We start from the raw sequence: 1,445 nt of genomic DNA on the forward strand, positions 1-1,445 counted from the left end.
GAATATCATAAGTCGATTAAACAAAATGCAAGTTTAGCAAAATCACCAACTAAAACTGTTCGGTCACAATGCAATCATATTTTTGCATCAATCGTGGCATTTTGTAAACTAGAAACATTGAGTGTAAAAGCACAACTTAACCACTTTGCACTCAAATATAAATTACTTGTGCGGTCAAATCAAATAGCTTTTGAAGAGCTTAGGCGATTAAAATGTTTATGACCTGTGCGTAAGGTGAGTTAATAAAATTAACGCCCCTAAAAAAGAAAAAACCAATAAAACTAATGTTGGCACACCATAAAAGGGTTGAATATAAAGCTGCCAGCGGTCTAAATAAAGTAATACATTGATTAACCAAGTGATTTGTAAATCAGCGCAATGAAATAACACCCAAGAAAGCTCATATGATAATGGTATAAAAAGCAACCCTAATAATAATAATGGCAAGACTAAAAAGCCAACCCACGGAATCGCAACCAAATTCGCGAGCAAACCAATCAGCGGCATATTAAAAAAATAAGCCAATGACAGAGGCGCTAAAGCAATTAATAATGCCCACTGTGGTTTAAGATATTTTTGCAACTTAGTTTGTGCAAGGCGCCCAGTGCAAACAAAAATAAGCACTCCAACACTCAAGAACGATAACCAAAATCCGATAGATAGCACACTTAATGGGAATAATATAACCACTCCCACCAAAGCATACTGATACAGCGCCCATATCGGCACCACTCGCCGACATAAAAAAGCGAGCAACACACAGACCGTCATCAAGCAAGCGCGCAGTGTTGCCACAGAAAAGCCAGCCAACGCACTATAACATAATGCAACCAGAAGACTCACTATCGCCGCTATAAATAATGCATAACCAGAATTTTGATACTTTCTCGACATTCCAGGAGCCCAAAGCAATACTCCCCTGATCAAAAAGAACGTAAACGTCACAATCAAGCCAATATGCAAGCCTGATACGGCAAGTAAGTGTGCCGTCCCTGTTTGCTGCAATAAATTTCGCACTGACCGCTTTACCTCCGCGCGCTCACCTAACACCAAGGCCTTGATCAAGGCCGTATTATGCAAGTCAATGCGCTCTAGAAACCATGCAATCTTTTGGCGATATTGTTGTAAATTAAAAACATGAGACGAACTTAATTTCCCATTAATACCTTTTTTTCCATAACGGTCTATCACCAGTCCTGTTGCTTGGATACTATGTTGATAAAGCCAGCGTCGATAATTAAAGCCAATAAAATTTTCAAGGCCAAAAGGCGCTCTCAGTTTTACCTGAAATTGCCATGACTCACCCGCCTTTAATACCTGTTGCTTTTTCTGTTTAAAGCGATACCAATTTAACCGCACTTGGCGTGCTGGCCACAGCGGTTGATGATTAATGCTCTCAATTAAAAATAAAAAACGCACTTTTCGACTCACCTTACGCACTGACA

Annotated in this window: 1 protein-coding gene and 1 pseudogene; one reads left to right on the forward strand and one right to left on the reverse strand. The window is 39.5% G+C overall.

Features of this window, described 5'->3' with window-relative positions; translation table 11 throughout:
• Positions 1 to 222: pseudogene (locus C200_RS16040) on the forward strand (IS701 family transposase); the annotation flags it as partial.
• Here the strand turns inward: C200_RS16040 and C200_RS03690 are convergent.
• Positions 217 to 1,445, reverse strand: a 1,229-nt coding sequence (locus C200_RS03690; RefSeq protein WP_155276072.1) for a ComEC/Rec2 family competence protein, incomplete at its 5' end; no start/stop codon positions are given. The pseudogene C200_RS16040 and the gene C200_RS03690 overlap by 6 nt on opposite strands.

Source organism: Piscirickettsia salmonis LF-89 = ATCC VR-1361 (genome assembly GCF_000297215.2).
GTDB lineage: Bacteria > Pseudomonadota > Gammaproteobacteria > Piscirickettsiales > Piscirickettsiaceae > Piscirickettsia > Piscirickettsia salmonis.